Source organism: Xanthomonas sp. NCPPB 901 (genome assembly GCF_056725085.1).
This window is the reverse complement of the sequence record NZ_CM161511.1, coordinates 515,001-541,139: the sequence shown is the minus strand read 5'-3', so window position 1 is coordinate 541,139 and position 26,139 is coordinate 515,001. Positions and strand designations below refer to the sequence as shown.

21 protein-coding genes and 2 rRNA genes (1 of these 23 cut by a window edge) are annotated in these 26,139 nt (G+C 67.8%); 7 read left to right on the top strand and 16 right to left on the bottom strand.

Features of this window, described 5'->3' with window-relative positions:
- Positions 1–25 precede the first annotated feature (25 nt).
- Genes cyoE through AC1PME_RS02310 form a run of 4 tightly spaced genes read right to left on the bottom strand, consistent with a single transcriptional unit; the run spans position 26 to position 3,451 of the window.
- Positions 26–919: a heme o synthase gene (cyoE, locus tag AC1PME_RS02325; RefSeq protein WP_242161167.1), complete on the bottom strand. Its 894-nt coding sequence runs from the start codon at positions 917–919 to the stop codon at positions 26–28.
- Positions 916–2,079: a COX15/CtaA family protein gene (locus tag AC1PME_RS02320; protein ID WP_254460093.1), complete on the bottom strand. Its 1,164-nt coding sequence runs from the start codon at positions 2,077–2,079 to the stop codon at positions 916–918. The genes cyoE and AC1PME_RS02320 overlap by 4 nt, the downstream gene beginning before the upstream one ends.
- A 10-nt stretch (positions 2,080–2,089) precedes the next feature.
- Positions 2,090–2,665, bottom strand: coding sequence for a hypothetical protein (locus AC1PME_RS02315; RefSeq protein WP_254460092.1), 576 nt, complete (start codon positions 2,663–2,665; stop codon positions 2,090–2,092).
- Between the two features lie 27 nt (positions 2,666–2,692).
- Entirely contained in the window at positions 2,693–3,451 is a 759-nt protein-coding gene (locus AC1PME_RS02310) for an SURF1 family protein (protein ID WP_481097175.1), read from the bottom strand.
- A gap of 30 nt (positions 3,452–3,481) precedes the next feature.
- On the opposite strand from AC1PME_RS02310, the gene AC1PME_RS02305 reads away from it, so the two are divergent.
- Positions 3,482–3,700, top strand: a complete 219-nt coding sequence (locus AC1PME_RS02305) for a twin transmembrane helix small protein (RefSeq protein WP_160968816.1) — start codon at positions 3,482–3,484, stop codon at positions 3,698–3,700.
- A 109-nt stretch (positions 3,701–3,809) separates the two neighbouring features.
- Here AC1PME_RS02305 and AC1PME_RS02300 read toward each other — a convergent pair whose 3' ends face one another.
- Genes AC1PME_RS02300 through AC1PME_RS02275 form a run of 6 tightly spaced genes read right to left on the bottom strand, consistent with a single transcriptional unit; the run spans position 3,810 to position 8,557 of the window.
- Positions 3,810–4,691, bottom strand: a complete 882-nt coding sequence (locus AC1PME_RS02300; RefSeq protein ID WP_254460090.1) for a cytochrome c oxidase subunit 3 — start codon at positions 4,689–4,691, stop codon at positions 3,810–3,812.
- Between the two features lie 19 nt (positions 4,692–4,710).
- Positions 4,711–5,301 (bottom strand): cytochrome c oxidase assembly protein, encoded by a 591-nt coding sequence (locus tag AC1PME_RS02295; RefSeq protein WP_307548095.1) that lies wholly within the window; start codon positions 5,299–5,301, stop codon positions 4,711–4,713.
- Positions 5,298–5,429, bottom strand: coding sequence for a hypothetical protein (locus AC1PME_RS02290; RefSeq protein WP_010341609.1), 132 nt, complete (start codon positions 5,427–5,429; stop codon positions 5,298–5,300). Before AC1PME_RS02290 ends, AC1PME_RS02295 begins: the two co-directional genes overlap by 4 nt.
- Positions 5,429–7,039 (bottom strand): cytochrome c oxidase subunit I, encoded by a 1,611-nt coding sequence (ctaD, locus tag AC1PME_RS02285; protein WP_254460088.1) that lies wholly within the window; start codon positions 7,037–7,039, stop codon positions 5,429–5,431. The genes AC1PME_RS02290 and ctaD overlap by 1 nt, the downstream gene beginning before the upstream one ends.
- 31 nt (positions 7,040–7,070) lie before the next feature.
- The gene (coxB, locus tag AC1PME_RS02280; RefSeq protein WP_254460087.1) at positions 7,071–8,060 is read right to left on the bottom strand and encodes a cytochrome c oxidase subunit II; all 990 of its coding nucleotides are present in this window, start codon (positions 8,058–8,060) and stop codon (positions 7,071–7,073) included.
- A 20-nt stretch (positions 8,061–8,080) separates the two neighbouring features.
- The gene (locus AC1PME_RS02275; protein WP_481097174.1) at positions 8,081–8,557 is read right to left on the bottom strand and encodes a DUF2244 domain-containing protein; all 477 of its coding nucleotides are present in this window, start codon (positions 8,555–8,557) and stop codon (positions 8,081–8,083) included.
- A 262-nt stretch (positions 8,558–8,819) separates the two neighbouring features.
- Here AC1PME_RS02275 and putA point away from each other — a divergent pair, with 262 nt between their 5' ends.
- Positions 8,820–12,014: a bifunctional proline dehydrogenase/L-glutamate gamma-semialdehyde dehydrogenase PutA gene (gene putA, locus AC1PME_RS02270; RefSeq protein WP_481098052.1), complete on the top strand. Its 3,195-nt coding sequence runs from the start codon at positions 8,820–8,822 to the stop codon at positions 12,012–12,014.
- Positions 12,015–12,152: 138 nt separating this feature from the next.
- Here the strand turns inward: putA and AC1PME_RS02265 are convergent, their stop codons facing one another.
- The gene (locus tag AC1PME_RS02265) at positions 12,153–13,493 is read right to left on the bottom strand and encodes an outer membrane protein transport protein (RefSeq protein WP_254460085.1); all 1,341 of its coding nucleotides are present in this window, start codon (positions 13,491–13,493) and stop codon (positions 12,153–12,155) included.
- 244 nt (positions 13,494–13,737) lie between these two features.
- On the opposite strand from AC1PME_RS02265, the gene AC1PME_RS02260 reads away from it, so the two are divergent.
- The 3 genes from AC1PME_RS02260 to AC1PME_RS02250 are packed head-to-tail and all read left to right on the top strand — an operon-like array spanning position 13,738 to position 15,779.
- The gene (locus AC1PME_RS02260) at positions 13,738–14,430 is read left to right on the top strand and encodes a rhomboid family intramembrane serine protease (protein WP_010340917.1); all 693 of its coding nucleotides are present in this window, start codon (positions 13,738–13,740) and stop codon (positions 14,428–14,430) included.
- A gap of 37 nt (positions 14,431–14,467) precedes the next feature.
- Positions 14,468–14,788, top strand: coding sequence for a DUF1820 family protein (locus AC1PME_RS02255; RefSeq protein WP_209032314.1), 321 nt, complete (start codon positions 14,468–14,470; stop codon positions 14,786–14,788).
- A 4-nt stretch (positions 14,789–14,792) separates the two neighbouring features.
- The gene (locus tag AC1PME_RS02250; protein ID WP_481097173.1) at positions 14,793–15,779 is read left to right on the top strand and encodes a D-2-hydroxyacid dehydrogenase family protein; all 987 of its coding nucleotides are present in this window, start codon (positions 14,793–14,795) and stop codon (positions 15,777–15,779) included.
- 53 nt (positions 15,780–15,832) lie between these two features.
- Here the strand turns inward: AC1PME_RS02250 and AC1PME_RS02245 are convergent, their stop codons facing one another.
- Positions 15,833–17,317, bottom strand: coding sequence for a S41 family peptidase (locus tag AC1PME_RS02245; protein ID WP_481097172.1), 1,485 nt, complete (start codon positions 17,315–17,317; stop codon positions 15,833–15,835).
- A 104-nt stretch (positions 17,318–17,421) separates the two neighbouring features.
- Positions 17,422–18,732 (bottom strand): murein hydrolase activator EnvC family protein, encoded by a 1,311-nt coding sequence (locus AC1PME_RS02240; protein ID WP_481098051.1) that lies wholly within the window; start codon positions 18,730–18,732, stop codon positions 17,422–17,424.
- 103 nt (positions 18,733–18,835) lie between these two features.
- Here AC1PME_RS02240 and AC1PME_RS02235 point away from each other — a divergent pair, with 103 nt between their 5' ends.
- Together AC1PME_RS02235 and AC1PME_RS02230 are read left to right on the top strand one after the other, a co-directional pair.
- Positions 18,836–19,498, top strand: a complete 663-nt coding sequence (locus tag AC1PME_RS02235; RefSeq protein WP_481097171.1) for a hypothetical protein — start codon at positions 18,836–18,838, stop codon at positions 19,496–19,498.
- Positions 19,499–19,579: 81 nt separating this feature from the next.
- A complete protein-coding gene (locus AC1PME_RS02230; protein WP_481097170.1) occupies positions 19,580–21,322 on the top strand; it encodes a M28 family metallopeptidase in 1,743 nt (580 codons plus the stop codon).
- A 737-nt stretch (positions 21,323–22,059) separates the two neighbouring features.
- Here the strand turns inward: AC1PME_RS02230 and AC1PME_RS02225 are convergent.
- The 3 genes from AC1PME_RS02225 to AC1PME_RS02215 form a co-directional block, all read right to left on the bottom strand.
- Entirely contained in the window at positions 22,060–23,127 is a 1,068-nt protein-coding gene (locus tag AC1PME_RS02225) for an NAD(P)-dependent alcohol dehydrogenase (RefSeq protein WP_481097169.1), read from the bottom strand.
- Between the two features lie 878 nt (positions 23,128–24,005).
- Positions 24,006–24,120: ribosomal RNA gene (gene rrf / locus AC1PME_RS02220) — 5S ribosomal RNA — on the bottom strand.
- A gap of 155 nt (positions 24,121–24,275) precedes the next feature.
- A 23S ribosomal RNA gene (locus AC1PME_RS02215) occupies positions 24,276–26,139 on the bottom strand (it continues 1,016 nt past the right edge of the window).

Sequence of the window (26,139 nt, the reverse complement as noted above, 5' to 3'; positions counted from 1 at the left end):
CACTTGAACGGGGAACCTGAACGACTCAGGCGATCCAGTGGTCGACCAGCAGGAAGGCGAACAGCGCCATCAGGTACACGATGGAATAGCCGAACATGCGCATCGAGAACATCTCGTCCGGCGGGTCGAGCATGCGCCAGGCGTACCAGAGGAACACCGCGTCCAGCACCAGGGTGCCGCCGAGGTAGAACACTCCGCTCATGCCCACCGCCACCGGCAGCAGCGTCACCACCACCAGCAGCACCGTGTACACCAGGATCTGCCGGCGGGTGTGCGCCACGCCGTGGGTGACCGGCAGCATCGGGATCGAGGCCTTGGCGTAGTCGGCGCGGCGGAAGATCGCCAGCGCCCAGAAGTGCGGCGGCGTCCACACGAAGATGATCAGCACCAGCAACGAGGCGTAGGCCCAGTCCCACTGGCCCTGCATGCCGGTGATCGCGGCCCAGCCCAGCAGCGGCGGCGCCGCCCCGGCCAGGCCGCCGATGACGATGTTCTGCGGCGTGGTGCGCTTGAGGAACACCGTATAGATCACCGCATAGCCGATCAGCGAGGCGAAGGTCAGCACCGCGGTGATCCAGTTGACCCACACCACCAGCACGGTCATCGACAGCGCGGTCAGCAAGGCCGCGAACAGCAGCACCTGCCACGGCAGCACCTTGCCCACCACCAGCGGGCGCCAGGAGGTGCGCGCCATCTGCGCGTCGATGCGCGCGTCCAGCAGTTGGTTGATCGCCGCCGCCGCCGAGGCCGCCAGCCAGATGCCGAAGAAGCCGAGCAGACCGGTGCGCACCTGCGCCCAGGTCGGCAACCCCGGGATCGCCAGGCACATCCCGACCAGGGCGGTGAACACGATCAGCGCCACCACCTTGGGCTTGGTCAGGTCCCAGTAGTCGCGCCAATGGACGCCGCGCGCGCTCATTGCGGCGCCCGCAAGCGCGCCAGCAGCGACACCAGCACGAACAGCAGCGCCACCGCGCCGGCGTTGTGCAGCACCGCCACCGGCAAGGGCAGCGCCAGCTTGACGTTGAGGATGCCCAGGCACACCTGCGCGACCAGCAGCAGCGCCAGCGCCGCCGCCCAACCGCGCATGCCCGGCGTGCGGCTCAGGCGCCAGCTCAGCCACAGCAGGTAGGCCGCCACCACCAGCGCCATCATCCGGTGCGCCATCTGGATGGCGATGCGCGCCGCGCCGTCGAGCACGCCGCCTTCGTAGTCCACGCCGATGCCGCGCCACAGGGTGAAGCCCTCGCGGAAATCGTGCGGCGGCCACCACTGGCTGACGCAGCGCGGGAAGTTGTCGGCCGACCAGCTGCCGCCGCCGCAGGCCAGCGCCGCGTAGTTGGCGCTGACCCAGCCGCCCAGCGCGATCTGCAGCACCAGCACCGCCACGCCCAGGCGCAGCAGCCACTTCAGGCGCGGCGCATCGGCCAGGGTGATCGGCAGGTGGGTGGCGCGCCAGGCCATCCACACCAGCAGCGAGAACATCAGCAGGCCGCCCAGCAGGTGCCCCATCACCACGATCGGCTTGAGCAGCAGGGTCACCGTCCACATGCCCAGCAAGGCCTGGAAGATCACCACCGACAGGGTCAGCACCGCCGCCCGGGCCAGATCGTCGTTGGACCAGCGCAGCGCCGCCAGCAGCAGGATCGCCTCGCCGCCGACCGCCACCAGCATCGCCAGCCCCGGCCAGCCGGACATGTACAGCGGGATCGACAGCGCCACCAGCACCGCCGCCGTCACGATCTGGGCGATGCCGAGCCGGCGCCGGCGCGCCGCCAGCAGCGACAGCACCAGCACCTCCACGCCCAGCGCGCCGGCCAGGAAGCGGTGGATCTGCTCGCGCCAGGCCTTGTGCGTCTCCAGCGGCCGGATCTTGCTGGCGGCATGGGTGTCGGCTTCGGCGCTGGTCTGCGGCCAGGTGATGCGCCCGTAGCAGGTCGGCCAGTCCGGGCAGCTCATGCCCGCATCGGACAGGCGCACGAACGAACCGAACATGATGGTGCTGGCGGTGAACAGCGCCGCCAGCCAGGCCATGCGGTGGAAATGCCGGAACAGCGCCGGGCGCGCGAACAAGGTCATAGGGAGCGGCTCACAGGAGTTTCAGCAGTTTCGCCAGGTCCGCTCGCAGCCCGGCCGGGTCGAACCCGGGGGCATAGCGCAGCACCACGAAACCGTTCGGATCAATGACATAGACCGGCACCCCGGCCGCATCGCGCACCCGCGGCAGCGCCGCCAGCAGCGCCGGGTCCGGGCGCAGCGCCCGCACCTGCGGCAGCGCCTGCGCCGCCGCCGGCGGCGTGCCGATCCACAGGATCTGCACGTGGTCGGCATCGTGGCCGAACAGTTGCCAGACCTTGTCCAGATCGCGCGCCAGCGCATCGCAGGCGCTGCCGCACTCGGCCGGCGGCGCCAGCGCGATGCGCCACAGCCGCCGCTGCGGTTCCCAGGCGTAGCCGCGGCCATCGGCCAGCCGCGGCTGCAGCGCGCGCAAGTCGGCCGGCGGCTGCAGCAGTTCGCCGTGGTTGCGGCTGGCGGCCGGCTGCCAGCCGGAGAAACGCAAGGCGCCGGCGACCAGCATCGAGCCGAAGAACAGCACGAACAACGCGATCAGCGGCCAACGGCCGCGTGCGGCCGCCGGGCGCGGGGCCGGGATGGGAGCATTCATGCCGGGGATTTTCTCATGCGCGCGCGCTCAGCGCCCGCCCCGTCCCCTGCGCGCGCGCCAACTGAGCAGCGCCGCGGTGACCAGCACCGCCAGCGCCAGGCCGAACCATTGCACCGCGTAACCCAAGTGGCGCTCGGGCGGCAGCGTGTTCGGCAGCAGATCCAGGTCGCGCGGATAGCCCAGCGGCAGGGCCGGATCCAGGCGCAGCACCTGCGACAAAATGTCGCGGCGTCCCAGCGCCTCGCCGATCGCCGCCGGCTCGATGCGCATCGCCAGCCAGCGCTGCGGCGACGGCGCCGCGACCAGGGCCGGCCCCAGCGCCAGGCCGTGCGACGGTGCCGGCCCGAGCAGGCCGACCAGCGTGTAGCGGCCCTGCAGCGCGGTCGGCGCCGGCAGCGCGCGGTCGGCCGGCAGCGGCAGCCAGCCCAGTTCCACCAGCAACGGCGCCGCGGCGCCGTCAGGCAGGAACGGCTGGTACACCTTCACCCCGCTGCGGCCCTGCCGCAGCTGGTTGTCGAGCAGGATCTGCCCGGGCAGGAAGCGGCCGGCGCCATGCACCCAGCGCAGTTGCCCCGGCGGCGTCGCGCGCAGCGCATCGGCCAGCGCCTGCGGGCGATCGCGCACATGCGCCGCCTGCGCCAGCAGCGCCTGCTTCTCGTGCATGCGCTGCAACTGCCAGCGGCCCAGCGCGCAGAAACCCAGCGCCACTGCCAACGCCACGCTCCACCCCAGCCACAACGGCATGCGCCGGCGCACGCCCACGCGCGGGGCAGCGGCGAGGGTCATAATGCGGACACACCATGTGCCGAGACGCCCATGAACGACTCGCTGAAGACCTTGCTGATCGTCGCGTTCCTGCTGCTCATCCTGTGGAACCTGGGCGCCGGCCTGTACTACCTGTTGGTGGACCGCGGCCAGAGCAAGCGCACGGTGAACGCATTGACCTGGCGCATCGGCCTGTCGGTGTGCCTGATCCTGTTGGTCATCCTGGGCATCTATACCGGCACGATCAAGCCACACGGGCTCGGGCGCTGAGAAGCCGGGAATGGGGAATCGGGAAAAGAGAATCGGCAAATCAGAAGCGCAAGCGAAAGCCGCTCTTGCGATTCCCCATTCCCGATTCCCTATTCCCTATTCCCAGCCCTCAAAGCACATAGACGAACAGGAACAACGCCAGCCACACCACGTCGACGAAGTGCCAGTACCACGCCGCCGCTTCGAAGGCGAAGTGGTTGTCGCGGCTGAAGTGCCCGCGGGTGATCCGCAGCAGCATCACCAGCAGCATGATCGTGCCCAGCAGCACGTGCGCACCGTGGAAGCCGGTGAGCATGAAGAAGGTGGAGCCGTAGATGCCCGACCCCAGGGTCAGGTTGAGCTCCTTGTAGGCATGCGTGTACTCCTCGGCCTGGAAGTACAGGAAGGTGCAGCCGAGCACCACGGTCAGCGCCTGGAACACCATCAGCCGGGTGCGATGGCCGGCCTTGAGCGCGTGGTGGGCGATGGTCAGGGTCACGCCGGAACTGAGCAGGATCAGCGTGTTGATCAACGGCAGGCCCCACGCCGGGATGGTCTGGAACTGGCCGCCGATGCCGCCCGGGCCGTTGGTCGGCCAGGCCGCCGAGTAGCCGTCCCACAGCAGCGCATTGGTCATCACCCCGTCGCCCTCGCCGCCCAGCCACGGCAGGATGAAGCTGCGGGTGTAGAACAGCGCGCCGAAGAAGGCGCCGAAGAACATCACCTCGGAGAAGATGAACCACACCATGCCCATGCGGAACGACACGTCGACCTGGCGGTTGTAGTGCCCGGCGATCGATTCGCGGATCACATCGCCGAACCACATGAACAGCGTCGCCACCAGCATCGCGATGCCGGTGAAGAAGGTCCACTTGCCCCAGGACGCGTCGTTGAGCCAACTGGCCACGCCGATCATGGTCACGAACATCGCGATCGAGCCGATGAACGGCCAGCGGCTCTGGCTGGGCACGTAATAGGCGTTGGCGGTGGCGTCGGTGCTGGGCTGGGCCATGGCAGGCATTCCGGTCGGGTCAGGGAGCCGAGCGCGCGGAACCGGCCAGTTTCGGCGATCCCAGTTCCGCGCTCAGCGCATCGTTCTTGTAGAAGGTGTAGGACAGGGTGATGGTGCTGATGTCGCTGGGCAGATTGGGGTCGACGATGAAGCGCACCGGCATGTCGCGTTTCTCGCCGGCCTGCAGGGTCTGCGCGGTGAAGCAGAAACACTCGGTCTTGGTGAAGTAGCCGGAGGCGCGCGCCGGCGCCACCGACGGCACCGCGCTGCCGACGATGGCATGCGCGCCGTCGTTGTGCGCGTAGTACAGCGCCTCGTTGAGCTCGCCCGGCACCACCTGCATGGTCAGTTGCTCCGGATGGAACGACCACGGCAGCTTGGAGTTCACCCCGCCATCGAACTGCACCGTGACCGTGCGCTTGCCGGCCAGCGACTTGCCGGCCTGCGGGCCTTCGCCCGGGCCGCGCTCCAGGCGCACGCCGAACACCTTCTCGCAGGCGATGCGGTACAGCGGCACCAGCGAGAAGGTCAGCAGGAACACCGCCAGCGCCACGCCGACCAGCTTGAACAGCCCGGCGCTGCTGTGCACCTGCGGCGCCGGCGCGTTCATCGGCCCAGCACCCCCGACAGGATGAAGCCGACGTAGATCGCCAGCGCCACCGCGCCGACCACCAGCGCGGTGCGCGCCGCACGCTTGCGGCGCAGGACCAGGTCGTCGAGCGGCGGTTGCGCGGTCATCAGTGGCTGATGTCGTCGTGGGCCAGGTCGCCGGGCTTGATCACCGGCGGCAGGGTGAACGTATGCGCCGGCGCCGGCGACGGCACCGTCCACTCCAGGCCGCGCGCGCCTTCCCACGCGCGCGCCTTGGCGCGCGCGCCGTTGCGCAGCGACGCCAGCAGGATGCCGGCCATCAGGAACGGGGTGACGAACATGCCGAACGCGCCGATCGAGCTGACCAGGTTCCAGTCGGCGAACACCACGTTGTAGTCGGGGATGCGCCGCGGCATGCCGGCCAGGCCGAGGAAGTGCTGCGGGAAGAACAACAGGTTGACGAACAGCATCGTCCACCAGAAATGGAACTTGGCCCAGCGCTCGCTGTACATGCGCCCGGTCCACTTCGGCCACCAGTAGTACACCGCCGCGATCAGCGCGAACACCGCGCCGGTGACCAGCACGTAGTGGAAGTGCGCGACCACGAAGTAGGTGTCGTGGTACTGGAAGTCGGCCGGCACGATCGCCAGCATCAGGCCCGAGAAGCCGCCGATGGTGAACAGGATGACGAAGGCGATCGCCCACAGCATCGGCGCCTCGAAGGTCATCGAGCCCTGCCACATGGTGCTGACCCAGTTGAACACCTTCACCCCGGTGGGGATGGAGATCAGCATCGTGGCGAACATGAAATAGATCTCGCCGCCCAACGGCATGCCCACGGTGAACATGTGATGCGCCCAGACGATGAAGCTCAGGAACGCGATCGCCGCGATCGCGTAGACCATCGCCTGGTAGCCGAACAGCGGCTTGCGGCTGAAGGTCGGGATGATTTCGCTGATCACGCCGAACGCCGGCAGGATCATGATGTAGACCTCGGGATGCCCGAAGAACCAGAAGATGTGCTGGTACATCACCGGGTCGCCGCCGCCGGCGGCGTTGAAGAACGAGGTGCCGAAGAACTTGTCGGTGAGCAGCATGGTCACCGCGCCGGCCAGCACCGGCATCACCGCGATCAACAGGAACGCGGTGATCAGCCAGGCCCAGCAGAAGATCGGCATCTTCAGCAGGTCGATGCCCGGCGCGCGCATGTTGAGCACGGTGGCGATGATGTTGATCGCGCCCATGATCGAGCTGATGCCGGCGACGTGGATGGCGAACACCGAGAAGGCGACGTTGTAGCCGCCCTGCAGCATCAGCGGCGGATACATGGTCCAGCCGCCGGCCGGCGCGCCGCCCGGGAGAAAGAAGGTCAGCAGCAACAGGCTGAACGCCACCGGCAGCAGCCAGAACGACCAGTTGTTCATGCGCGGCAGCGCCATGTCCGGCGCGCCGATCTGCAGCGGAATCATCCAGTTGGCCAGGCCGACGAAGGCCGGCATCACCCCGCCGAAGATCATCACCAGCGCGTGCACGGTGGTCATCTGATTGAACTGCTCGGGCTTGATGTATTGCAGGCCCGGTTGCGCAAGTTCGAGGCGGATCATCACGCTCATCGCGGCACCGACGATGAACATGATGAAGCTGAAGAGCAGGTACAGCGTGCCGATGTCCTTGTGGTTGGTGGAGAACAACCAACGCTCGACGAAGCTCTGCTGATGCCCGTGCTCGTCGTGGTGATCGACTGCCGAATGGGCCATGGCGGCTACCTCAGGAAAGGAGTGCGGGAGATCAGGCGGCTTGCACGGTCAGGTGCGAGTCGGGACGAGGACGCGACAGCCGCGCCTGCGGCGGCGCCGCCGGCGCCTGAGCGTCCGCGGGCGCCGCAGCGGGGTCGGACGTGGCCGGCGCGGCGGCCGGGGCCGCCGGCGTGGCCGGCGCGGGCGCGGCGGCGGGTGCCGGCTTGCGCGATGCCAGCCACTTCTGGAAGTCCTGCTTGCTCACCGCCTCGACCACGATCGGCATGAAGCCGTGGTCCTTGCCGCACAGCTCGGCGCACTGGCCGCGGTATACCCCGGGGGTGTCGATGCTGGTCCAGGCCTCGTTGATGATCCCGGGGATGGCGTCCTGCTTCCACCCCAGCGCCGGCACCCACCAGGCGTGGATGACGTCGTCGGCGGTGATGACGAAACGCACCTTGGTGTTCACCGGCAGCACCAGCCGGTTGTCCACGTCCAGCAGGTAGTGCGGATCCTGCTCGATCGTGGGCACGGCGCCGCTCTGCCGCAGGCGGTCGGAACTGCGCGCCAGGCGGCTGGTGAACGCCACGTTCTCGCCCAGGTATTCGTAGCGCCACATCCACTGGTAGCCGGTGACCTTCACCGTCATCTCGGCATCGCGGGTGTCGTACATCGCGATCAGCTTGGCCGTGGCCGGCCAGGCCATCACGATCAGGATCAGCACCGGGATCACCGTCCACACGATCTCGGCCTTGGTGTTGTGGGTGAACTGCGCCGGCACCGCGCCCTTGGACTTGCGGAACTTGAAGATCGCATAGGCCATCGCGCCGAACACCAGCACGCCGATGACCACGCAGACCCACAGCGCGACCATGTGCGCGTCGTAGGCGTTGCGCGCGCTCTGGGTCACGCCCCGTCCCATGTTGAGTTGCCACGGCTTGGGATCGGCCGACTGCGCCCATGCCAGCGGTGCGGCCATCGCCGCCGCCAACGCCATCCCGCCCCTGACCGCCTGTTGCACCCACCCGCCGCGTTGCTTCATTGCCTAGACCCCTTGGAGCGTCATCGGTTGCGGCCGGTCGCGGCCGCCAGCAAGCCTTCCAGGGTCTGCGCCAGTTGCCGGCGTTCGTCGGGGCCGAGGAACTCGCCGACCCGGACCTGCTTGCCGCTGGATGCCAGCACCACCCTGTCGTCGCCTTCGATCCGCAACCGCACCCAGTGCGGATGGGCGCGGAACGCCGGCGTTCCTGCATTCGGATGGGTCACTTCCACGCACGCCGGACCCACCCGGATCTCCTCTTCGCGCTCGCCGCCGCGCCACGACCAATGCAGCGCGAGCGCCACCACCATGCTGTGCAACAGCGCGAACGCAGGCGCGAACACATTGCCGGCGAGCCAGCCCAGCCCGGCCACGGCCAACATCGCCCCGGCCAGTGCGACGAACAACAGAACGAATTGCCGGGCATTCAACGCCCGCGGCGGCCGCAGCAGCAACTGCGTACCCGACCCCTCCGGAGAAAACGGAAACATTTCGATCATGTCGAACCGCGCTTCCGAACCGCTCGCGCCCGAGCCGCGAGCACGCCTGGATGGTAGCCCCGGGCCTGCGCGGCGGCAAGCGCGCGTTCACCACAAAAAATGCTGCAGCGCAACTAGATTCGTGTTCAGCCTGGGCACGCGCAGCATCGCCGCGGCGATGCCGGTAACGCCCTGCGCGTGCAGGCGCTGACATAAAATAGCGGGCTCTGTCCCTGGCCTTTCCTGCATGAACGCTCTGCCTGGCGCCGGCTCTGTTCCGGCGATGCCGTCCGCGTCTCCTTCGCCGTTGCTGTCCCCCGAACTCCCGCCCGCGCCGCAGGCCCTGCGCGCGGCGATCACCGCCGCCTGGCTCAAGGACGAAGCCGAACACGTGCGCGAACTGCTCGAGCAGGCGCGCCTGCCCGCGGCCGACCAGGCCAAGGTGCAGGCGCTGGCCGCCGACCTGGTCACCCGGGTACGCGCTCGCGCCCAGGACCAGGGTGCGATCGAGGCCTTCATGCGCCAGTACGATCTCGGCAGCGAGGAAGGCGTACTGCTGATGTGCGTGGCCGAAGCGCTGCTGCGCATCCCCGACCAGGACACCGCCGACAAACTGATCCGCGACAAGCTCGGCGATGCGGACTGGAAGAAGCACATGGGCGAGAGCGACTCGCTGCTGGTCAACGCTTCGACCTGGGGCCTGATGCTCACCGGCAAGCTGGTGCAGATCAACGACCTCACCCGCGCCGACGTGGCCGGCGCGTTCAAGCGCCTGATCGGCCGCGTCGGCGAGCCGGTGATCCGCCTGGCGGTGCGCCAGGCGATGAAGATCATGGGCCACCAGTTCGTGATGGGCCGGACCATCGGCGAAGCGCTGACCCGCTCGAAGAAGGGCGACAACGCCCACTACCGCTATTCGTTCGACATGCTCGGCGAAGGCGCGCTGACGATGAAGGACGCGCAGCGCTATCTCGATGCCTACCGCCAGGCGATCCACGCCATCGGCAAGCACTTCGCCGCGCAGCGCCCGCAGGGCGGCGGCAAGGACGCGGTGTTCGCCGCGCCCAGCATCTCGATCAAGCTCTCGGCGCTGTACCCGCGCTACGAGCACGCCAAGCGCGCGCGGGTGATGGCCGAGCTGGTGCCGGGCGTGCTGGAGTTGGCGCAACTGGCCAAGTCCTACGGCATCGGCTACACGGTCGATGCCGAGGAAGCCGACCGCCTGGAACTGTCGCTGGACATCATCGAGGCCACCTTCTCCGATCCCTCGCTGGACGGCTGGGAAGGCTACGGTCTGGCGGTGCAGGCGTACCAGAAGCGCACCCCGTACACCATCGACTTCCTCGCCGACCTGGCGCGCCGCGTCGGCCGCCGCATCCCGGTACGCCTGGTCAAGGGCGCCTACTGGGACGCGGAGATCAAGCGCGCGCAGGTCGAAGGCCATCCGGGCTATCCGGTGTTCACCCGCAAGCAGAACACCGACGTGTCCTACCTGGCCTGCGCCAAGCGCCTGTTCGCGCACAGCGACGCGCTGTATCCGATGTTCGCCACCCACAACGCGCAGACCATCGCCGCGGTGCGCGCCATCGCCGGCGGCCGCGACTACGAGCACCAGAAGCTGCACGGCATGGGCGACGACCTCTACGCCGAGGTGATCCCCGCCGACCGCCTCGGCGTGCCCTGCCGCGTGTACGCGCCGGTGGGCTCGCATGAGGACCTGCTGCCGTACCTGGTGCGGCGCCTGCTGGAGAACGGCGCCAACTCCAGCTTCGTCAACCGCATCACCGACGAGAACGTGGCCATCGAAGACCTGATCCGCGATCCGGTCGAAGCGGTGTCCGCGTTCGCCTCCATCCCGCATCCGAAGATTCCGCTGCCGGTCGATCTGCTGCGCAGCCAGAACCACAACAGGAAGAACTCCATGGGCGCCAACCTCGCCAACGACAATGACCTGCGCGCGCTGGCCGACCAGCTCAACGCCGCGCTCAAGCCCTGGCAGGCCGCGCCGCTGGTGCCCGGCGCGGTGATCGCCGGCGATGCGCTGCCGGTCGCCAACCCGGCCGACCGCCGCCAGGTCGTCGGCCACTGGAAGCCGGCCGATGCCGCCACCGTGGAAAAGGCGCTGAGCAATGCCGCGGCCGCCTACCCGGCCTGGAACCGCACCCCGGCCGCCAGCCGCGCCACCATCCTCGAACACGCCGCCGACCTGCTGGAAGCGCGCATGCCCGAGTTCATGGCGCTGTGCGTCAAGGAAGCCGGCAAGACCCTGCCCGACGGCGTCGCCGAAGTGCGCGAGGCGGTGGATTTCCTGCGCTACTACGCCGGCCAGGCACGCGCGCAGTTCGGTGCGCCCGAGCGCCTGCCCGGGCCGACCGGCGAATCCAACGAACTGCAGCTGCACGGCCGTGGCGTGTTCGTGTGCATCAGCCCGTGGAATTTCCCGCTGGCGATCTTCCTCGGCCAGGTCGCCGCGGCGCTGGCCGCCGGCAACAGCGTCATCGCCAAGCCAGCCGAGCAGACCAACCTGGTCGGCCATGCCGCGGTGAAGCTGCTGCACGAAGCCGGCGTGCCGGAGGCGGTGGTGCAGTTCCTGCCCGGCGACGGCGCCACCGTCGGCGCCGCGCTGACCCGCGATCCGCGCGTGGCCGGCGTCGCCTTCACCGGCTCCACCGAGACCGCGCGCGCGATCAACCGCGCGCTGGCCGCGCGCGATGCCGCCATCGGCGTGCTGATCGCCGAGACCGGCGGCCAGAACGCCTTCATCGCCGACTCCTCGTCGCTGCCCGAAGCGGTGGTCAAGGACGCGATCTCCAGCGCCTTCATCTCCGCCGGCCAGCGCTGCTCGGCCGCGCGCGTGCTGTTCGTGCAGGACGACATCGCCGACAAGGTGATGACCATGCTGGCCGGCGCGATGGCCGAACTGAAGGTCGGCGCCCCGGGCCTGCTGTCCACCGACGTCGGCCCGGTGATCGACGCCGATGCGCTGCAGATCCTCACCGATCACGCCGCGCGCATGGACCGCGAAGCGCGCGCCATCGCCGTCGCCGCCACCGACGCGGCCACCGCGCACGGCAGCTTCTTCGCCCCGCGCGCCTACGAGCTGCAGTCGCTGGCGCAGTTGCAGCGCGAGATCTTCGGCCCGGTGCTGCACGTGATCCGCTGGAAGGCCGACCAGCTCGACGCGGTGATCGACCAGATCAACGCCACCGGCTACGGCCTGACCCTGGGCGTGCATTCGCGCATCGACGAGACCATCGAGCGCATCGCCTCGCGGGTGGCGGTGGGCAACGTCTACGTCAACCGCAACCAGATCGGCGCGGTGGTCGGCGTGCAGCCGTTCGGCGGCCAGGGCCTGTCCGGCACCGGCCCCAAGGCCGGCGGCCCGCACTACCTGCTGCGCTTCGCCACCGAGAAGGTGGTGACGGTCAACACCACCGCCGCCGGCGGCAACGCCTCGCTGCTGACCCTGGGCGACTGAGCCGCCCCGCTGGCGCAGCGTTCCGCCCGGAACCTGCGCCGAGCGCGGCCTGCCGCAGCGTGCACCGCACGCCGCGGACAGGCACAAAAAAAGCCCCGCCGAAGCGGGGCTTTTTCGTGAGCTGCGAAGCGCCTGCGATCAGAACTTGTAGTTGACCGAGGCCGCCAGCACGTTGCCGCTCACGTCGTAGTCGCCGACCAGGCGGTTGCCGGTGGCGCTGGTGGTGGCGATGCTCGGATCGCTGGTGAACAGGTGGGTGTAGCCGAAGCTGTACTCGGCCTGCTCGGACGGCTTCCAGGTCAGACCCAGCGAGACCCACTTGCGGCTCGCGTCCGGCACGCGCACGTCGCGGTGCTGGTCGGTGGTCGGGGTCTGGTCGTAGGCCAGGCCGCCACGCAGGGTCAGCGTGTCGCTCATGCGGTAGTCGGCACCCAGCGAGACGAAGGTGGTGTCGCGGTACGAGAAGTCCAGCACGCTGTCGGGCTGGTTGGAGGCGAAGTCGACGGTGACCTTGTCGAACTTGCTCCAGGCGGTGCGGGTGACGTCGGCCATCACCGTCCACTGCTCGTTGATGTCATGGGTGAAGCTGGCGGTGGCGCTGGCCGGCAGCTTGACCGTGGCGCGGCCCTTGGTGTCGACGAAGGTGCCCGGCGCGGCGACGGCCAGCACGGTGGCCGCACTGCCCGGCACGGTGAAGTCGGCGTCGCCGTCGGTGATCTTGTGCTCGACCTGCGAGCGGTAGCTGAAGCCGATGTGGGTGTGCTCGTCGACGCTGAACAGGCCGCCCAGGGTGAAGCCGACCGCGGTGTTGTCGCCCTTGATGCGCGAGAAACCGTCGGCGCTGCCCGGCGCGAAGCCCGGCACGCGGCGCGAGGCCAGGATGGTGCCGAAGTCGACGGCGTTGCTCAGGTCGATGTCCAGGCGCTCGGCGAACACCGACGCGCCGAACGACACGTACGGGTTGACGTCGTAGGAGAAGGCGAAGTTCAGGTCGATCGCCTGCAGCTCGGTCTTGACGCCGTTGTAGCGGCCGACCCAGTCGCGGTCGTATTCGGTCTTGAAGCCGAACGGCACGGTCAGTGAGGAGCCGAAGTGCATGTTGTTGTTCTCGCCGAACGGCAGGTGGAAGTACACCGCCGGGACCGGCGCGATCATGCCGGCGTCGCCGCCGCGGCCGCCGGAGATCGGCGCGCCGGTGGCGTAGGTGCCGCCGTCGCCCTGGTACTTGGCCGAGAACTGGATGGCGCTGACGTCGGCCTGGAACTGGCGGCCGTCGAGCTGGCGCATGCCGGCCGGGTTGGTGGCGATGATGGAGGCGTCGCCGGGGGCGCTGCCGGAGCCGGCAAAGGCGCGGCCCAGGCCCTTGGCGCTGTTCTCCTTGAGCTGGAACGCGGCGCCGTGCGCCTGGCCCATGGCCAGCGCGCCGACGATGCCGACGGCCAGAGCGGTGAAACGGACGAACTGGGTTGCGTTTTGCATGGCTAGTTTTTCTCCGGAAGACGAATTGTCTGTGTTCGCGCCTGCGCATTCCCGGGCCGAAAAGGTCCGGAAAGGCGCGCCGGAGTCCCCTCCCGACATACGACGCCGTATGCGAGTATACGCCTCCGCGTTAACTCAACAATAACGACATGATACGTTCAGGTTCGTGTGGAGTGGGCGTGTGTTCAGCCGGATGAAGCCGTTATCGTGGCGTCCCTAGCAGTTTCCGGTTCCCCTCCTTCGCATGTTCGTCTCCATCCCATCCCGCGAACGCACCACGCTGCGCTGGGCCACCCCGCTGCTGTTCGCGGCGATGTGGCTGGCCTTCCTGTGGTCGATCAGCCGCCCCGACGAGGCGCGCGCGACGCTGTGGCTGGACTGGGGTGCGCTCTCGGCCGGGGTCGGCAGCCCGCGCGACTGGCTGGCCACGGTGCAGGACGGCAGCGTGCTGCGCCTGTTCACCGCGCTGTTCCTGCACGCCGACTGGTCGCACCTGCTCGGCAACCTGGTGTTCCTGTTGATCTTCGGCCTGCCCGCCGAGCGCGTGCTGGGGCCGTGGCGGTTCCTGCTGCTGTTCCTGGGCGGCGGGGCGATCTCCAACCTGGCTGCGGTGTTCGCGATCGGCACCCCGGACCGGGTGATCATCGGCGCCAGCGGCGCGGTCTCGGCGCTGATCGGCACCTACCTAGCGCTGTTCCCGCGGGCCAAGCTCGGCGTGGTGCTGCCGCTGGGGCTGTTCCTGGAATTCGTGCGCGCCCCTGCCTCGCTGCTGATCGGCACCTGGGCGGCGCTGCAGGTGGTGTTCGCCTACATCGGCCCGGCGTTCGGCATGGTGGCGTGGTCGGCGCACCTGGCCGGGTTCGCCTTCGGCATGGTCTACGGCCTGTACGTGCGCGCGGCGATCGCACGGCGGCTGCGCAAGCGCAAGGGCTTCTGAGCCGCGTGCGGGGACAGGCGCGCCTTATACTGCGGGCATGTTCAAGCACCTGTACAAAGTGACCTTCCTCAACCACGGCAAGGTCTACGAGCTGTACTGCCAGCACGTCGGCAGCAGCCACCTGTGGGGCTTCACCGAGATCGGCACGCTGGTGTTCGACGTGCACGACGGGCTGGTGATCGATCCCACCGAAGAGCGCCTGCGCGAGGAGTTCGGCGCCACCAAGACCCTGCACCTGCCGATGCAGAGCATCGTGCGCATCGAAGAGGTGGAGAAGAAGGGGCCGTCGGCGATCCGCGACGCGGCCACCGGCGAAAAAGTGGTCACGCCGTTCCCGATGCCCGGCAAGCCACGCTGAGCCGATGCGCATCCTGGTCGCCGACGACTATCAGGATGCGGTGCGCCACCTGCCCTGCTTCGCGCGGCTGCAGGCGCACCACGTCGAGGTGCTGACCGCGCTGGCGCCCGACCGCGCGACCCTGGTCCGCCACGCCGCCGAGGCCGAGGCGCTGGTGCTGATCCGCGAGCGCACCCGCATCGACGACGCCCTGCTGGCGCAACTGCCGAAGCTGCGCCTGATCAGCCAGACCGGGCGGATCGGCGAGCACATCGACCTGGCCGCCTGCACCGCCCGCGGCGTGGCCGTGGCCGAAGGCGTCGGCTCGCCGGTGGCGCCGGCGGAACTGACCTGGGCGCTGCTGATGGCGGCCAGCCGGCGCCTGCCGGCCTACCGCGATGCGCTGCTGGCCGGGCGCTGGCAGGCCACCGGCGATGCGCAGCTGGGCCGCAGCCTGGATGGCCTGACGCTGGGCATCTGGAGCTACGGCAAGATCGGCCGCCGCGTCGCCGCCTACGGCCGCGCCTTCGGCATGCAGGTGCAGGTGTGGGGCAGCGAAGACAGCTGCGCGCAGGCGCGGGCCGACGGCTTCGCGGTCGCCACCAGCCGCGCGGCGCTGTTCGCCGAGAGCGACGTCCTCAGCTTGCATCGCCGCCTGGTCGCGGCCACCCGCCACCAGATCGGATTGGACGACCTGCTGCGGATGAAACCGGACGCCTTGCTGGTCAATACCAGCCGCGCCGAACTGCTCGCCCCCGGCGCGCTGCTGGCGGCGCTGGAAGCCGGCCGCCCCGGGCAGGCGGCACTGGACGTGTTCGAGCAGGAACCGCTGCTGGATCCGCAGCATCCGCTGCTGCGGCACCCGCGCGTGCTGGCGACGCCGCATTTGGGCTACGTCGAACGGGCCAGCTACGCGCTCTACCTCGGGACCGCCTTCGACAACGTACTGGCCTTCGCCGCCGGCGCGCCGCAGCACCTGGCCAATCCCGAGGTGCTGACCGCGCGCGGCTGACGCCCTCGCGCAGCGCCTGCGGCGCGCCCGGGCTATTGCGCGCCGCGACCGGCTCAGGAACCGGAGGCAGGCGCCGGTTCGGCGGCGCTGGACGCCGGCTTGGCCGCTTCAGGCTTGGCCGGTTCCACCACCGGCGGCTTCGCCGGCGCCGCCTTCGGCGCCACGCCCGTCGGCTTGTGCGCCGGCTTGGCCTTGCCCTTGCCGGCCGGTGCCGCCGCGGCCGCCCGTGCCACCGCGCCGGGCTGCTTCAGTTCGGCCAGCGCCTGCGCGATCGGGCCATCGCCCGGCAGCACGTCGCCGGCGGTGTAGCCCTCGGCGCCCTCGTCGTCGCCATGCAGGTGGCCCGGCAGGGTCGCTTCGCTGTAGTCGGCGATCGCGGCCGGCTTGTCGGCATCGTCCGCGCTGGCCTCCGGGTGCAGCACCACGTCGGGCACGATGCCGCTGGCCTGGATCGACTTGCCGCTGGGGGTGTAGTAGCGCGCCGTGGTCAGCTTGACCGAGTCGCCGTTGTCCAGCGGCAGCACGGTCTGCACCGAGCCCTTGCCGAAGGTGCGGCTGCCGACGATGCGCGCGCGCTTGTTGTCGCGCAGCGCGCCGGCCAGCACTTCCGAAGCGCTGGCCGAGCCGGCATCCACCAGCACCACCATCGGCGCGCCGTTGAGCAGGTCGCCGGGCGTGGCGTCGAACTTGGAATCGCTGACCGAGATGCGCCCGCGGGTGCTGACGATGGTGCCCTTGTCGAGCACGTCGTCGGCCACCTGCACCGCCGCGGTCAGCAGGCCGCCCGGATTGCTGCGCAGGTCCAGCACCAGCCCGCGCAGCTTGCCGCCGGCCTGCGCCTGCAACTGCTGCAGCTGCTTGTGGAAATCGGCGCCGGTATCGGCCTGGAAGGTGCTGATGCGGATGTAGCCGTAGCCCGGTTCGAGCATGCGGCTGCGCACGCTGGCCACGCGGATGGTCTGCCGGGTCAGGGTGACGTCGAACGGCTTGTCGACCTTGTCGCGGGCGATGGTCAGCACGACCTTGCTGCCCGCCTCGCCGCGCAGCGGCTCCATCGCCTTGACTGCGCTGATCGGCTTGCCGTCGATGGCGATGATGATGTCGCCCGAGCGCAGGCCGGCGCGCGCGGCGGGCGTGTCGTCGATCGGCGACACCACCTTGAGCGTGTTGTCCGGCAACTGCAGCAGCTCCACGCCGATGCCGTCGTAGGCGCCGCTGGTCTGCTCGTCGAAGGCTTCGGCGTCTTCCTTGCTGAAATAGGTGCTGTGCGGATCCAGGTCCAGCAGCAGGCCACGGATCGCGGACTGCATCAGCTTCTTGTCGTCGACCGGATCGACGTAGGCTTCCTTCACCGCGTTGTAGACCGCGACGTAGCGGCGGATCTCGTCCAGCGGCACCTTGGCGCTGGCCGATTCGGTGCTATCCGGATCGTCGGCGCTGGCCGCCGGGGCCGTGGGCGTCTGCGTCTCGGCGCGTTGCGCCATCGACGGCAGCGGCGCCAGAGCGAGCAACAGGGCTGCGGACAGGACTACGCGCATGAAGCACTCCGATTGGGGAAGACCCGCACCGTGCACGGCGCGGTTGTCCGGATTATGCGCGAAGCCGAGCTAAATTCGCGTTGAACGCGCCGCAGCGGCGTGGCTCAGCGGCGCTGCAGCCACGACGATGGATCCACCGGCTGGCCATTGCGGCGCAATTCGAAGTACAGCGCCGGGCGGCCCTGGCCGCCGGAATTGCCGACCTTGGCCACCGCATCGCCGCGCTTGACCTTGGCGCCGGCGTCGCGCAGCAGGGTGTCGTTGTGCGCGTACAGGCTCATGTAGCCGTTGCCGTGATCCACGATCAGGATCATGCCGTAGCCGGTCATCCAGTCGGAGAACACCACGGTGCCGTCGGCGACCGCGGTGACGGTGCTGCCGGCGGGCGCAGCGATCAGCACGCCGCTGCTGGTGCGCCCGTCGGGCAACCGGCCGCCGTAGCGCGCGATCAGGTCGCCCGACAGCGGCCAGCCCAGGCCACCGACCTTCAACGGCGGCGCCGAGGCGACCACCCTGGGCGGCACCTTGCCACCGCCACGCCCGGCCTTCGCCGCGGCCTTGGCCTGCGCCGCCTGCTCGGCCGCTTCGCGCCTGGCCGCGGCACGGCGCTCGGCCTCGGCGCGCGCCGCGGCGGCACGCAGGTTGGCGAGCAGGGTTTCCAGCGCCTTGGCGTCCTGGCCCAGCGCCTTCTCGCGTTCGCTGCGGTCCTGGTAGCGCTGGTCCAGTTCCGAGACCACGCTGGCGCGCTGCTTGCGGTCGCGTTGCAGGGCCTGCGCTTGTTCCTGTTGGCGGCGCTGGGCCTCGCTCAGTTGCTGCTTCTGTTCGACGACCTCGCGCTGCACCTGTTCCAGCGCCTGCAGTTCGTGGGTCAGCGTGGCGATGCGCTGCGCGCGCTCGCGCTGCAGATAGCGGTGATAGGCCAGCAGGCGGTTGGCATCGGCCACGCGGTCCTGCGCCAGCAGCAGCTTCAGCGGCGCATTGCTGCCGATGGCGTAGGCCGCGCGCAGCAGCTGCGCCAGTTCGGCGCGCTGGCGCGCCAAGCCGCTGCGCAGGCCATCGCGCTTGCGTTCGAGCTCGGCCAGGGTCTGCTGGTGCCGCTGCAGCGCCTGTTGCGTCTGCGCCAGACTGCGGCCGGTGGCGGCGACCTTTTCGTCGGCCTCGCGCAACTGGCGCGCAGCGTCGCCGCGCTTGCCTTCCAGTTGCCGGCGCTCCTCGGCCACGCTCTTCAGCTCGCCGCGCACCTTCTCCAGGCGCTTTTCCGCCTCGCGCGGATTCTGCGCCACGGCCAACCCGGCAGTCAGCAGCCACGCCACCGCCAGCAGGCTGCACAACAGCCGGCGCCCATGCCCGGGCGCACACCGCTCGACCGCGCGAGATGCGGTGGAACGCAACGGGACAGGAGCGGTTGCGGGCAAGGGGAGGTCCAGTGACTTCAGGCAGGTGTGGATTGTAGCGAAGCGTGTTGTGATCGCCCCACGATTGATTGCCGCCGCGGTGTCGGCGCCCGGGAGGTGAGGGATGAAACGCATGCATCTGGCGGTTGTGCTGGCTCTGGCCCTGATGGCCGGCCCGGCATTCGCGGGCGAGGGCATCAGCAAGGTCAACGGCAGCATCACCGCCGACGCCGGCCAGCAGTACGGGGACCTGGAAACCATCAACGGCAGCATCAAGGTCCAGTCCGGCGCCCAGGTGGGCAGCGTGGAAACGGTCAACGGCAGCGTCAAGGTCGCCGACGGCGCGCAGACCAAGGGGCTGTCCACGGTCAACGGCGGCATCACCATCGCCGAGCGCGCACAGGTCGCCGGTTCCATCGAAACCGTCAACGGCGGCATCTTCGTCGACCGCGGCAGCCGTGTCGGCGGCGGCATCGAGAGCGTCAACGGCAGCATCGGCCTGGTCGCCACGCAGCTGGACCATGGCATCGAGACGGTCAACGGCGACATCACCGTCGGCCACGATTCGCATGTGGGCGGCGGCATCTCGATCAACAAGCCCAGCTTCAGCATGTCGTTCAAGCCGGCGCGCAAGCCGCGGGTCATCGTCGGCCCGCGTGCGGTGATCGACGGTCCGCTGCGCTTCGAGCGCGAAGTCACCCTCTACGTGCACCGCAGCGCCAAGACCGGACCGATCACCGGCGCCACCGCGCTGCCCTTCGACGGCGACACCGCGCCGAACAACTGAGCCGTGCCGCGTCGCCGCGCCTGCCCGGGCGGGCGCGGCTTGCCTATAGAATCCAGGGGTCCTTCGCCACCAGGAGCCCTCATGTCCCGCAAGCTCGTGCTGTGCCTGGCCGCGGCGGCGGCGCTGACCGCGTGCAAACGCGAAGCGCCCGCCCCGGCCGCCGACGCCGCGCCACCGGCCGCGACGCCCGCGCCCGCTGCGCCGCCCACGCATGCGTTTTCGACCGGGATCGCGCCGGCGGACTTCGCCGAACTGGTCAAGACGCTGTCCTCCGACGCCTTCGAAGGCCGCGGTCCCGGCACGCCGGGCGAAGACAAGACGGTCGCCTACATCCGCGACCAGATGCAGCGCATCGGCCTGCAACCGGGCAACGGCGACAGCTGGTTCCAGGACGTGGCGATGACCGAGACCACCGCCGCCCCCGGCACCACGCTCACCATCGCGCACGACGGCACGGCGCGCCAGCTCGCCTTCGGTACCGACATGGTGGTGGGCACGCGCACCGGCCAGCCCGAGGTCAAGCTCGACGGCAGCGACATGGTCTTCGTCGGCTACGGCGTCGACGCGCCGGAGCAGAAGTGGAACGACTACGCCGGCCAGGACTGGAAGGGCAAGACCGTGGTGATGTTCGTCAACGACCCCGGCTTCCACACCGGCGACGGCAGCCTGTTCGAAGGCAAGCGCATGACCTACTACGGGCGCTGGACCTACAAGTTCGAGGAAGCCGCGCGCAAGGGCGCCGCCGCCGCGCTGATCGTGCACGACACGCCCGGCGCCAGCTACGGCTGGGACGTGGTCAAGAATTCCTGGTCCGGCGCGCAGTACGACCTGCCGGCGAAGGACGATCCGGAGCCGCGCATCCCAGTGCAGGGCTGGATCACCGCCGCGGCGGCCAAGCAGCTGTTCGCCGATGCCGGCCTGGATCTGGCGCAGGCGTACAAGGACGCCAGCAAGCGCGGCTTCAAGCCGGTCCCGCTGAAGGCCAAGCTCTCGGTGGACCTGAAGAGCACCATCGCCGAGAAGACCTCGCGCAACGTGGTCGGCGTGCTGCCCGGCAGCAGCCGCGCCGACGAAGCGGTGCTGTACATGGCGCACTGGGATCACCTGGGCAAGCACGACGGCGAACCCGGCGACAACATCTACAACGGCGCGGTCGACAACGCCACCGGCGTGGCCGGCATCCTGGAAATCGCCGATGCATTCGTGCACCAGCAGCCCAAGCCCGAGCGCTCGGTGGTATTCCTGGCGGTGACCCTGGAAGAGTCGGGGCTGCTCGGTTCCAAGTACTACGTGGCGCATCCGACCTTCCCGTTGAACAAGATCGCCGGCGTCATCAACCTGGACGCGATGCCGGTGGCCGGGCGCGCCAAGGACCTGGTGGTCAACGGGTTCGGTAGCTCCCAACTGGAAGACATGCTCAAGCCCATCGCCGCCGCGCAAGGCCGCGTGCTGCACGCCGAGGACGCGCCGCAGAGCGGGTTCTACTTCCGTTCCGATCACTTCAACTTCGCCAAGGCCGGCGTGCCCGCGCTGTACATCGACGGCGGCGAGGACTTGGTCGACGGCGGCATCGAGGCCGGACGCCGTGCCGCGGCGGACTACGCCAAGCGCTACCACACGCCGGCCGACGAGTACGACCCGGCGACCTGGAAGCTCGATGGCGTGATGGACGACCTGCAGGCGGTCTACGGCCTCGGCAAGGAACTGGCGGCAGGCGACAGCTGGCCGAACTGGTACCCGGACAATCCGTTCAAGGCCGCACGCGACAAGATGATGGGCCGGCCGACGTCGCTGCCGGCAGCGGCGCCTGCCTCCGCCAAGTAGGCGGCTGCGTTCTGCGGTGTCATGGCAACGGCGCTTCGGCGCCGTTGTCATTTGTGGGCGTCGGTCATGCGACGGGCGGCATGGGGCGCGCGGAATACGACGGCATGCGTTGCCATCATCGCGGTGCCAGCTTCCATCCGATCATGTTCAACGGCGCGTTGCGGGTGCACTGTTCTGGGGGCCTCTTCGAGATGCCTCGAATCACGACAGAAAGCGCACCTGTAGGAGCGGCTTCAGCCGCGACGGACGCTCCCGTCACTCTGGTCGCGGCTGAAGCCGCTCCTACACCGGCGGATCGCGCACCGGTCGCTTGGATGTCCGCGCCCCATTGGCGTACAACGCGCAGTCGTAGGCAGTCGGTCGGTATGCCGGTATGCCGGTCTGCCGGTCTGCCGGTCTGCCGTAGCGACTCGAACTGGCGTTTTTAACGGTCTTCTTCGACCGCGGCAACCCGCATTCGCTGCCGTCACTGAGCATTGTCCCTAACCCGGGTAGCTCGCTCTGCGCCCATGCACTGCTCTGCGCATCGGTCGGCTCGATCATCCGGTGCATAGTGACTGCGTCCCTCAGATGCCGCGATCCGTCGCCTGGAGGCGATGGATCCGTTGCCCTTGCGGCACACTAAGCGGCACGCTCTCCAAAAGAAAAGCCCGGGCATGCTCCTGCCCGGGCTTCCATGGTCGCGCGGTGACGCGTGATGTGTCCGTGGTAACCGGCCGCTACCGCGGACAACCGCCTCAGGCCGCCTGCTTAGTCTGTGCCAGGCTGGCCATGTCGATGACGAAGCGGTACTTCACGTCGCCCTTGAGCATGCGTTCGTAGGCCTCGTTGATCTGCGCCATCTCGATCGTCTCGATGTCGGACACGATGCCGTGCTTGGCGCAGAAATCCAGCATTTCCTGGGTCTCGCGGATGCCGCCGATCAGCGAGCCAGCCAACTGGCGCCGCTTCATGATCAGGTTGAACACCGTCGGCGACGGATGCGGCTCGGCCGGCGCGCCGACCAGGGTCATGGTGCCGTCGCGCTTGAGCAAGGCCAGGAACGCATCCAGATCGTGCGGTGCCGCCACGGTATTGAGGATGAAGTCGAAGCTATTGGTGTGCGCCGCCATTTCGTCGGCGTTCTTCGACACCACCACTTCGTTCGCGCCCAGGCGCAGCGCATCCTCGCGCTTGCCAGCCGAGGTGGTGAACAGCACCACGTGCGCGCCCATGGCGTGAGCGATCTTCACGCCCATGTGCCCGAGGCCGCCCAGGCCGACGATGCCAACCTTCTTGCCCGGGCCGACCTTCCAGTGGTTGAGCGGCGAATAGGTGGTGATGCCGGCGCACAGCAGCGGCGCCACCGCGGCCAGTTGCGAAACATCGTGGCGGATATGCAGCGCGTACTTCTCGTCGACCACGATGTGATCGGAGTAGCCGCCGTAGGTGTTCTCGCCACCGAACATCGGGCCGTTGTAGGTGCCGACGAAGCCGTTCTCGCAGTACTGCTCCTCGCCATCGGCGCAGGAGGCGCAATGCCGACAGCTATCGACCATGCAGCCGACGCCGGCCAGGTCGCCGACCTTGAAGGCGCCGACCTGGTCGCCCACCGCGGTGATGCGGCCGACGATTTCATGGCCCGGGACCGACGGGTACTGGGTGTTCTGCCACTCGTTGCGGGCGGTGTGCAGATCCGAGTGGCAGACGCCACAGTAGAGGATCTCGATGCTGATGTCGTGCGCGCCGAGCGCGCGGCGCTCGAAGGTGAAGGGGGTCAGCGGCTGATTGGACGCCTGGGCGGCATATCCATGGGCTTGGCTCATGACAAAGACCTCATCGTGGGTGGAGGAGCCGAAAGACGATGCGCGAAGCAGGCAATAGATGCCCACGCGGTCGCCAGAATCGGGAAAAAGTCTAAGCGGCGTGACTTGAAAGAGACGCATCACAGGATGGAACAGTGCGATGCGCCCATCCAAAACTTGCTGTGCGGACGGATAGTTGTGGACTGGCGCACGCGTATAGCTGAACGCAGACCCACCTCATCGATCACGTGGAGGACGGCGATGAGGGGCATCGCTGACGTGGGGCTGCGAATGAGCTGCAGCGATCAACGCGCAGCACGATGTGGACGACGCCGGAGCCTGGACAGCGAACGCGATGGCAGTTGCATGTGCAGGCCCTCCGCACGTGCACGACTCCGACGGCACGGCGTCCTTGCGGCTGTCGATCAGCACATTGCCGGATTCGCCGCGCTAGCGCCGTCGTCCCCACGGGCATTGGAACGCCAGCATCCAGCGGCGGCTTCACGGAGGGACTGCAACGCGACTACAGCGGCACGCGCCATTGCGCATCTTCAATGCAGTGGTGTCGGGGCATCGCAGATCGGTCTGGGGCGCGATGCCTCGGTCCGTTTCCTGATCTGACCATGCAAGCACGCCGCGCGGCGGAGCGGCGCATGTCCTGTCCGCACCACCAATGACGCCTTCAGGACACCTCGATGCACCTGCTTCCGCCCCCCTGGGGCGGGCCCCTGATTGAGCTGTGGGAGCGGCTTCAGCCGCGATGGGCTTTACCGGTGAGGGCAGGCGCCGCTGCCAATGGGTCCATTTCAGCCTGACGATGCGCCCACGCGCGGCAGTGCGCTTTTCCCAGGCGCAATAAAAAATCCCCGTCCTTGTGGGACGGGGATTTGGGGTAAAGCCCCTGGCGATGACCTACTCTCGCATGGCTTGAGCCACACTACCATCGGCGCAGCTGCGTTTCACTTCCGAGTTCGGGATGGGATCGGGTGGTTCCACAGCGCTAATTTCACCAGGGAGACGGTTGGAGTGTCGCCGCGTGCGGTACTCGGTCGATGGACCGAGGACGGCATGGGCGCCAGCCTCTCATAGGGTGTGATGTAGCGAGCGAGTGAGAGCGATCGACGTGTGTCGCGCTAAGGGATGCTTATGAGGAAGCATCTTGAGGTTATATGGTCAAGCCGCACGGATCATTAGTATCAGTTAGCTCAATGCATTGCTGCACTTACACACCTGACCTATCAACCACGTAGTCTACATGGTTCCTTAAGGGGACTTGTGTCCCGGGAGATCTCATCTTGAGGCGCGCTTCCCGCTTAGATGCTTTCAGCGGTTATCGCTTCCGAACATAGCTACCCGGCAATGCCACTGGCGTGACAACCGGAACACCAGAGGTTCGTCCACTCCGGTCCTCTCGTACTAGGAGCAGCCCCTCTCAAATCTCCAACGCCCATGGCAGATAGGGACCGAACTGTCTCACGACGTTCTGAACCCAGCTCGCGTACCACTTTAAATGGCGAACAGCCATACCCTTGGGACCGACTACAGCCCCAGGATGTGATGAGCCGACATCGAGGTGCCAAACACCGCCGTCGATATGAACTCTTGGGCGGTATCAGCCTGTTATCCCCGGAGTACCTTTTATCCGTTGAGCGATGGCCCTTCCATACAGAACCACCGGATCACTAAGACCTACTTTCGTACCTGCTTGATCCGTCGATCTTGCAGTCAAGCACGCTTATGCCTTTGCACACAGTGCGCGATGTCCGACCGCGCTGAGCGTACCTTCGTGCTCCTCCGTTACTCTTTAGGAGGAGACCGCCCCAGTCAAACTACCCACCATACACGGTCCCCGATCCGGATAACGGACCTAGGTTAGAACGTCAAGCACGACAGGGTGGTATTTCAAGGATGGCTCCACCACAGCTAGCGCCATGGTTTCATAGCCTCCCACCTATCCTACACAGACGAACTCAACGTTCAGTGTAAAGCTATAGTAAAGGTTCACGGGGTCTTTCCGTCTTGCCACGGGAACGCTGCATCTTCACAGCGATTTCAATTTCACTGAGTCTCGGGTGGAGACAGCGCCGCTGTCGTTACGCCATTCGTGCAGGTCGGAACTTACCCGACAAGGAATTTCGCTACCTTAGGACCGTTATAGTTACGGCCGCCGTTTACTGGGGCTTCGATCAAGAGCTTCGCCTTGCGGCTGACCCCATCAATTAACCTTCCAGCACCGGGCAGGCGTCACACCCTATACGTCCACTTTCGTGTTTGCAGAGTGCTGTGTTTTTGATAAACAGTCGCAGCGGCCTGGTTTCTGCGACCCTCTTCAGCTATAGCTCGCACGAGCCACCAAAAAGGGTGCACCTTCTCCCGAAGTTACGGTGCCATGTTGCCTAGTTCCTTCACCCGAGTTCTCTCAAGCGCCTGAGAATTCTCATCCTACCCACCTGTGTCGGTTTACGGTACGGTCTGCGTAAGCTGAAGCTTAGGAGCTTTTCCTGGAAGCGTGGTATCAGTGACTTTGTCTAAAAGACTCGTCTCGGTGCTCGGTCTTAAAGGATCCCGGATTTGCCAAAGATCCAAACCTACCGCCTTTCCCCGGGACAACCAACGCCCGGTACACCTAACCTTCTCCGTCCCTCCATCGCACTTACGCGAGGTGCAGGAATATTAACCTGCTTCCCATCGACTACGGCTTTCGCCCTCGCCTTAGGGGCCGACTCACCCTGCGCCGATTAACGTTGCGCAAGGAAACCTTGGGCTTTCGGCGTGCGGGTTTTTCACCCGCATTGTCGTTACTCATGTCAGCATTCGCACTTCCGATACCTCCAGCAGACTTCTCAATCCACCTTCACAGGCTTACGGAACGCTCCTCTACCGCGCATCGCTTATCGCGATGCACCCCAAGCTTCGGTTCACTGCTTAGCCCCGTTAAATCTTCCGCGCAGACCGACTCGACCAGTGAGCTATTACGCTTTCTTTAAAGGGTGGCTGCTTCTAAGCCAACCTCCTGGCTGTCTATGCCTTTCC